This window comes from Bacillus sp. 2B09 (assembly GCF_003946835.1).
GTDB lineage: Bacteria > Bacillota > Bacilli > Bacillales > Bacillaceae > Bacillus > Bacillus altitudinis.
In genome coordinates, this window is record NZ_RPSG01000026.1 from 1 (window position 1) to 289 (window position 289).

Genomic DNA, 289 nt, shown 5'->3' on the forward strand with positions numbered 1-289 from the left:
GGCATCCACCGTGCGCCCTTTCTAACTTAACCATTTCTTACTTTAGAAAGAATCACTATGTGTGATGAACTTTGCATTGCATTCAATGTGAATGTATTACTTATTGTTATCTAGTTTTCAAAGAACAATCCTGTCTCGCTAGAGACATGTTTGAAGGAATGATCCTTCAAAACTAAACAAGACGAAAAACGTACGCTGCTCCATATATCCTTAGAAAGGAGGTGATCCAGCCGCACCTTCCGATACGGCTACCTTGTTACGACTTCACCCCAATCATCTGCCCCACCTT

At 41.5% G+C, this 289-nt stretch carries 1 rRNA gene; it reads right to left on the reverse strand.

The window, feature by feature from the left end:
- Window positions 1-214: 214 nt before the first annotated feature.
- Window positions 215-289: ribosomal RNA gene (locus tag EBQ12_RS19265) — 16S ribosomal RNA — on the reverse strand; the annotation flags it as partial.